We start from the raw sequence: 6,387 nt of genomic DNA, 5'->3' as shown, positions 1-6,387 counted from the left end.
TCCGCGTAGCTGCGTCCTTCCCTGGTCGGGCTGGGGTGCGTCAAGAGTCGAGCTTGCTCGATCCCGAAGGGACGCCGAAGGCGCTCTTGACGCACCCCAGCACGACTAGCACCATCACGCAGCGGAGACCGCCAACCACCCGCACCCATACCCGGGGAACCACCCGTCCGGCCTACCGGCGAGGCTTCGGCGTTGGCGGAACCCCCGGCTCGGGCGATGGCGGATCACCCCGACAAGCCCCCGCGGGTGGCGGGGTGATATGGCTCAGCCGGACCGGATCGGGCTGATCAGGTTGGTGGCCCAGCGCCGGATGCCGCGGGCGGGGTTGGCGAGCGCGGGCTGAGCGGGCGGCGCCGGCCGGGCCCGGAACGTGCCGGGGCCCGGAACGTGCCGGGGGCCGGAACGTGCCGAGGGCGGGGTTGGCGAGCGCGGGCTGGGCCGGGCGGCGCCGCCGGGGCCGGAACCTGCCGAGAGCGGAACCTGCCGGGGCCGGAACCTGCCGAGAGCGGAACCTGCCGAGGGCGGAACCTGCCGAGGGTGGAACCTGCCGAGGGGCGGCATCCGGTGGATGCCGCCCCTGGGGGGCAGCTTCGGCCAGGTTGTCCGGTCCCCTGATCCGGGCTTGCTGGTCGGGCTGGGCCGCGGCCGAGCGGGAGGGTTAGGTCCCGGGGTGCTCGGTCGCGGAGTTGTGGCTGCTGCGGCGTCTGGAGATCGGCTCCTACCGCGGCAGCTGGTGTTTCTGGCTCAAGCCGGCCGGACCGTGCGGTCCGGCCGGTGGCTGAGAGCCGGGTGGATCAGACCAGGCGCGCGAGGGTGAGGCGCGCTTTTGCGCTGGCCCTCTCCGCACGTGCCGTGGCCCGCTCGGCGTGCTTCTGCGCCCTGGCCATCTTGGCCGCGAGGTGGAAGCGCCGGTTCTGCTCTGCGTCCTTCAGTTTAGAACGACAATGAGCACGGGCGAGATCTTCTTGAAGTAAATGCATTTCAACTCTCCTGGGTGAAGTCTGGGTCGTCATGGTTTGTAGTCTCGATTCGGGATTCGGTTCGTCGGATCAGTTCAGGCTGCGGTCACGGTGTCGCACTTACGTGGACGCCCTCGGGGCCGCTTGCGCGGAACCACAACACCCTGGACGAACAGTTCGCCTCCCCACACTCCCCACGGCTCGGAACGCTCGAGCGCTCCGGCCAGGCACTCGGCCTTCAGCGGGCAGGTGGTGCAAAGAGACTTGGCATACTCGACGTCCGCCGGCGATTCGGCGAAGAAGAGTTCCGGTGCGTAGGACCGACAGGGCAGGTCCTGCGCTGTTGCCACCTCGGTGAATGCATCGAGGAAGCTAACGCTCATTCCGGTCACCTCCTGAGTGACTGTCTTGCTCTGTTGTCGCGGCGCCGGCCACCCGGTTGGTGACCGGCAAAACTGTGTCGGACAAACAAAAGGGCCGCGGGACCCTTTTCGGGTTCCGCGGCCTTGGAGGTGCCGGCTGACTTTGAGTCAGACCGGTGGACTCCATGCTCGAGAACCCTGACCGCCGTACTTCGCATCGCCGACAGCTGCGCCCTGGAACTGGGCAGAACCGACAGCCATGAGCACAACGGTCGCGCCGTGCAGACGCGGCGAGGCACCCTGGATCGGGGCGCACGGCAGCGCGCTGACGCCGAACGGCTTCTTCGTGATGTTCGTGATCATGTCCAAGGCACCTCCTCTCGTTGTGGCGAAGTGAGCAGCTAGCTCATCGCTATGGTTTGAAGTTTTCGGCCAGCCTTCAGCCGCAGAAAGAACAGTACGCCGACCTCGTCGAGGCCCGCAAACTATTTATCCCAAGATTCTGAAGTTGGCCGGAAGTTGCCGCCGGGTGGGCGGAACTTGCTGCCAAACCAGGCTGTTCAGCACGCTCCGACGCGCTTCCGGCACCCTCCGAGATCGTTGCCTAGGTCAACTGATTGTCCTGGCAAGGACCCGGTGTCTGCCACCAGCAGAAATCCTGTCCTTCGAGTGTGCCTCTCGCTCCGCCAACCCTGCAACGGTTTTATCGGCGGTACGCCTCACACGGCCGTTTGATTCAGGCCCAGCCCGAGCCCCCGCAAGCGATACGCCCACTCCGGAAGCAGGGTCAGCGGGTGCAGATGTTGATCACGGGCTCGCCGTACTTGCTGACCTTGATGCGGCCGATGCCAGGGATCCGGAGCAGTTCGCGCTCGTCGGCCGGGCGCGTCTCGGCGATCGCGGTGAGCGTGGCATCGGTGAAGATGACGAACGCCGGCAACGACTCCTCCGCGGCCCGCTCGGCCCGCCAGGCGAACAGCGCGTCGTACAGGTCCTGGTCCATCGAGGACGGGCAGTCCTCGCAGCGGCCGAGCTTGCGGGCGGCCGGCTCGGTCAGGCCGCGGCCGCAGACCCGGCACTTCGGGATCGGCTTGTCCGAGCGCTCCGCCCGCCCGGCCCCCCGCGTCCGCGACGAGGGCTCCCACTCGCTGGTCCGGGAGGTACGGACGCCGATCGGGTCCAGGAACCGCGTCGGCCCCCTGGTACCCCGGCCGCCTGGCGAGCGCGAGGTCGACCAGCTGATCGAGAGCTGGTCCTTCGCCCGGGTCACCCCGACGTAGAACAGCCGTCGCTCCTCCTCCACCTGCGCGGGCGTCTGGGCGTAACTGATCGGCAGGGTGCCCTCGTGGGCACCGACGATGAACACGCAGCCCCACTCCAGGCCCTTCGCCGCGTGCAGCGTGGCCAGCGTGACGCCCTCGGCCAGTGGGGCGTGCTGGATCGAGGCGCGCCGGTCGAGCTCGGCCATCAGGGCGACGATCCCCGCCTCCGGGTTGGCCGCGGCGAAGTCGGACGCCATCGTGACGAGCGCGCTGAGCGACTCCCACCGGTCCCTGACCGCTCCGGTGCCGGCCGGCGGCTCCTCGGTCCACCCGGCGCCGGCCAGGATGCCTTTGATCGTGTCGAGCAGGTCGACGCCGTCAGTGTCCCCCGCCTTGGCCTGCCCCCGGAGCAGTACTGCGGCCTGCCGGATCTCCGCGCGCTCGAAGAACCGCTCGGCGCCCTTCAGCATGGCCGGGATCTTCCGCTCGGCCAGAGCCTGCTCGAAGTTCTCGGACTGCGCGTTGGTGCGGAACAGCACGGCGATGTCGCGCAGCGCGGTACCGGAGTCGCGGAGGCGGGCGATCGCGCGGGCGACGGCGTCGGCCTCGGCCACCTCGTCGGAGTACTCGCGGTAGACCGGGGCCGGCCCCGCCTCCCGCTGGGAGCGCAGCGTGACTCGGCCGGGCAGCCCGGACGGGCCCGCGGCGTCGAGCACCTTGTTGGCGACGTCGACGATCTGCGGGGTCGAGCGGTAGTCGCGGACCAGCTTGATCACCGCCGCCGTCGGGTGGCGCTGGGCGAAGCGGACCAGGTTCTCCGGGTCGGCGCCGGCCCACGAGTAGATGGTCTGGGCCGGGTCGCCGACCACGCAGACGTCCTCGCGGCCGCCGAGCCACAGGTCGAGCAGGCTCTGCTGCAGCGGGCTGACGTCCTGGTACTCGTCCACCACGAAGGTTCGGTACTGCCGCCGGATCTCGGCCGCGACCCGCTCGTCCTCGGCGAGCAGGGCGACAGCGCAGAGCAGCACGTCCTCCAGATCGATCCGGCCGCGCTCCAGCTTCACGTCCTCGTACGCCGCGAAGACGCGGGCGATCGTGGCCGGGTCGAAGGCTGCCAGCGCCCGGGCGGACTGCGGGGCGACGCGCGCGTAGTCGTCTGGGCGGACGTTGCTCACCTTCGCCCACTCGACCTCGCCGGCCAGGTCGCGCAGGGCGGGCGTGTCCACTCGCACCCGGCAGCGGGACGCCGCCTCGGTCAGCAGCGGGAACTTCCGGTCGATGATCGGCGGCAGCTCACCGCCGAACACCTTCGGCCAGAACCACTTGGCCTGGCGCAGCGCCGCGGAGTGGAAGGTCCGGGCCTGTACCCCGTTCGCGCCCAGCTGGGCGAGGCGGCCGCGCATCTCCCCGGCCGCCCGCTGGGTGAAGGTCACCGCGAGCACGCGGGCGGGGTCGTACGTGCCGGTGCGCACGCCGTACGCGATCCGGTGGGTGATGGCGCGGGTCTTGCCGGTGCCCGCGCCGGCCATCACGACGACCGGGCCGTGGAGCGCGGTCGCGACTGCTCGCTGCTCTGGGTCGAGTGCCTCGAGCAGTGCGTCGGCGGACCGGCCGGAAACGGCCTGTGTGATGTCGCTCACGGACTGAGACATGCGGGAACAGCACTCCGACCGACGAGGTTCCAGTACAAGGTAGAGCCACCCTAGACGGGTCGCCGGACAGTTTCCGAGCGCCCGCCCCTGAGCAGAGACGGAGCGAGCCACGATGGCGGCATTCACGATGTACTCGACACCCTGGTGCGGTTACTGCCACCGGTTGAAGGGGCAGTTGAAGCGTGCCGGGATCGAGTTCTCGGAGGTCGACATCGAGCAGGTCCCGGACGCGGCGAAGATCGTCGAGAAGGTCAACAACGGCAACCAGACCGTCCCGACCATCGTGTTCCCCGACGGCACCGCGATGACGAACCCGTCGCTCGCCCAGGTCGCCGAGAAGCTGGCCGCCTGACACCCAGTACGACGAGACGCGGCGCCGCGCCCGCAGGGCCGGCGCCGCGTCTTGCTGTTCTGGGACTACCAGCTGCTGGTCAGTTCTTGGCCGTACCAACCCTCGATCAGGCGGCGGGAGATCGAGATGTTGCCGGGGAGGGCCATGCTGCCGGACTCGATCAGGGCTCGGAGGTCGTCGCGGCTGAACCAGCGGGCGTCGACGATCTCGTCCTGGTCGACGGTGATGTCGTAGCCGGTGGCCGTGGCGTAGAAGCCGAGCATCAGGCTGGAGGGCAGCGGCCACGGCTGGCTGCCGGCGTACTGGATGTCGTCGCCGATCACGACACCCGCCTCCTCGAACACCTCCCGGCGTACTGCGGCCTCCAGTGACTCCCCCGGCTCGACGAAGCCCGCCAGGGTCGAGTAGCGCCCCTCCGGCCAGGCTTCGTTCCGGCCGAGCAGTGCGCGGTCCTGGTCGTCGGTGACGAGCACGATGATCGCCGGGTCGCTCCGTGGGAAGTGGCTGGTCCCGCACACCGGGCAGCGCCGTACGTGGCCCGCGTCGATCACCTCGGTGTGGGCGCCGCAGTTGGCGCAGTGGGTGTGCACGCGGTGCCAGTTGGCCAGGCCGGCCACGTTCACCGCGATCCCGGCCTCCCTGTCGTTCAGGACGCCACCGATCTCCCGCAGCCCGGCGTACGACGCGTCCGGCTCCTCATCGAGCAGTACTGCGAACACGGCCCGCCCGTCGGCGGTCTGGCCGGCTCCGGCTTCGTGGTCGATCCCCAGGAAGACGCGCAAGCCGTCAGGCGCGGCAGAGGGCGACACCAGCCGCAGGGAGGTGCGGTCGGGCTCCACCGCGAGCTTGTCGCCGGCCACTAGCGTGACCTGCGCGTCCGGAGCGGCCCACGCCTTCTCCAGCCACTCCTCGTCCCGCCGTCGGTCGGCGGCTCGGTCGAGAACGGAACGTGACAGTGCGAGGGAACCTGGGGTGATGGAGTAGGCCACGTCCTCAACGTATCTCGATCGGCCGCACGCCCGCACCGGCGTCCCGCGCCCTGCCCACCCCTCGTGAGAGCATCCCGTCCATGAGTATTCACATCGCCGCCGAGAAGGGGCAGATCGCGCCGCGCGTGCTGTTCCCCGGGGATCCGCTGAGGGCCAAGTGGATCGCCGAGACGTACCTGACCGACGTGAGCCTCTACAACGAGGTCCGGAACATGTACGGGTTCACCGGCACCTACAAGGGTGAGCGGGTCTCCGTGCAGGGCTCCGGGATGGGTCAGCCGTCTGCCTCGATCTACGCGAACGAGCTGTTCGCCGAGTACGACGTACAGACGCTGATCCGGGTCGGGACCTGCGGTGCGCTGACCGAGAAGGTGAAGCTCCGCGACGTGATCGTGGCGATGTCGGCGAGCACGGACTCGCAGATGAACCGGCTGCGCTTCCACGGCATCGACTACGCGCCCACCGCGGACTACCAGTTGCTCCGCGCGGCCGTGGACAAGGCGGAGGCCGCCGGGCTGAACGTGCACGTCGGCCAGGTGTTCTCCGGCGACCTGTTCTACAACGACCGCCCGGACCTGGTGGCGCGGACAGCGGAGTACGGCGTGCTGGGGATCGAGATGGAGGCGTCGGCGCTCTACACGCTGGCCGCGAAGTTCGGCCGCCGCGCGCTCGGCATCATGACCGTGTCGGACCACCTGATCACCAAGGAGGAGACGACCGCCGAGGAGCGGCAGACCACCTTCTCGGAGATGATCACGATCGCCCTGGACGCGGCGATCGAGGTACCGGTCTGAACCGCGTCGCCGTAGCA

The 6,387-nt window shown here is 69.5% G+C and carries 6 protein-coding genes and 1 pseudogene; 3 read left to right on the top strand and 4 right to left on the bottom strand.

The window, feature by feature from the left end; all coding sequences use genetic code 11:
- Positions 1 to 794: 794 nt before the first annotated feature.
- A pseudogene (locus EV644_RS33755) lies at positions 795 to 1,016 on the bottom strand (putative WhiB-interacting protein); the annotation flags it as partial.
- A gap of 38 nt (positions 1,017 to 1,054) precedes the next feature.
- A complete protein-coding gene (locus EV644_RS33750; RefSeq protein ID WP_132193680.1) occupies positions 1,055 to 1,342 on the bottom strand; it encodes a WhiB family transcriptional regulator in 288 nt (95 codons plus the stop codon).
- A gap of 238 nt (positions 1,343 to 1,580) precedes the next feature.
- Between EV644_RS33750 and EV644_RS44820 the strand changes: the two genes are divergently transcribed.
- Positions 1,581 to 1,718, top strand: a complete 138-nt coding sequence (locus EV644_RS44820) for a hypothetical protein (protein WP_158292993.1) — start codon at positions 1,581 to 1,583, stop codon at positions 1,716 to 1,718.
- Between the two features lie 390 nt (positions 1,719 to 2,108).
- Here the strand turns inward: EV644_RS44820 and EV644_RS33740 are convergent, their stop codons facing one another.
- A complete protein-coding gene (locus tag EV644_RS33740) occupies positions 2,109 to 4,235 on the bottom strand; it encodes an ATP-dependent DNA helicase UvrD2 (protein WP_132193651.1) in 2,127 nt (708 codons plus the stop codon).
- Positions 4,236 to 4,347: 112 nt separating this feature from the next.
- Here EV644_RS33740 and EV644_RS33735 point away from each other — a divergent pair, with 112 nt between their 5' ends.
- The gene (locus tag EV644_RS33735) at positions 4,348 to 4,587 is read left to right on the top strand and encodes a mycoredoxin (RefSeq protein ID WP_132193649.1); all 240 of its coding nucleotides are present in this window, start codon (positions 4,348 to 4,350) and stop codon (positions 4,585 to 4,587) included.
- 65 nt (positions 4,588 to 4,652) lie between these two features.
- On the opposite strand, the gene nudC is transcribed toward EV644_RS33735, so the two are convergent.
- Positions 4,653 to 5,576 (bottom strand): NAD(+) diphosphatase, encoded by a 924-nt coding sequence (nudC, locus tag EV644_RS33730; RefSeq protein WP_132193647.1) that lies wholly within the window; start codon positions 5,574 to 5,576, stop codon positions 4,653 to 4,655.
- Between the two features lie 80 nt (positions 5,577 to 5,656).
- Between nudC and deoD the strand changes: the two genes are divergently transcribed.
- The gene (gene deoD / locus EV644_RS33725; protein WP_132193645.1) at positions 5,657 to 6,370 is read left to right on the top strand and encodes a purine-nucleoside phosphorylase; all 714 of its coding nucleotides are present in this window, start codon (positions 5,657 to 5,659) and stop codon (positions 6,368 to 6,370) included.
- Positions 6,371 to 6,387: the final 17 nt, after the last annotated feature.

Source organism: Kribbella orskensis (assembly GCF_004342085.1).
Taxonomy (GTDB): domain Bacteria; phylum Actinomycetota; class Actinomycetes; order Propionibacteriales; family Kribbellaceae; genus Kribbella; species Kribbella orskensis.
The sequence above is the reverse complement of the archived record's forward strand: the minus strand, read 5'-3'. Positions and strand labels throughout refer to the sequence as shown.

Bases quoted from the DNA above. Each gene is read 5' to 3' on its own strand.
- EV644_RS33750 (WP_132193680.1), bottom strand. From the start codon at position 1,342: ATGAGCGTTAGCTTCCTCGATGCATTCACCGAGGTGGCAACAGCGCAG.
- EV644_RS44820 (WP_158292993.1), top strand. From the start codon at position 1,581: ATGAGCACAACGGTCGCGCCGTGCAGACGCGGCGAGGCACCCTGGATC.
- EV644_RS33740 (WP_132193651.1), bottom strand. From the start codon at position 4,235: ATGTCTCAGTCCGTGAGCGACATCACACAGGCCGTTTCCGGCCGGTCC.
- EV644_RS33735 (WP_132193649.1), top strand. From the start codon at position 4,348: ATGGCGGCATTCACGATGTACTCGACACCCTGGTGCGGTTACTGCCAC.
- deoD (WP_132193645.1), top strand. From the start codon at position 5,657: ATGAGTATTCACATCGCCGCCGAGAAGGGGCAGATCGCGCCGCGCGTG.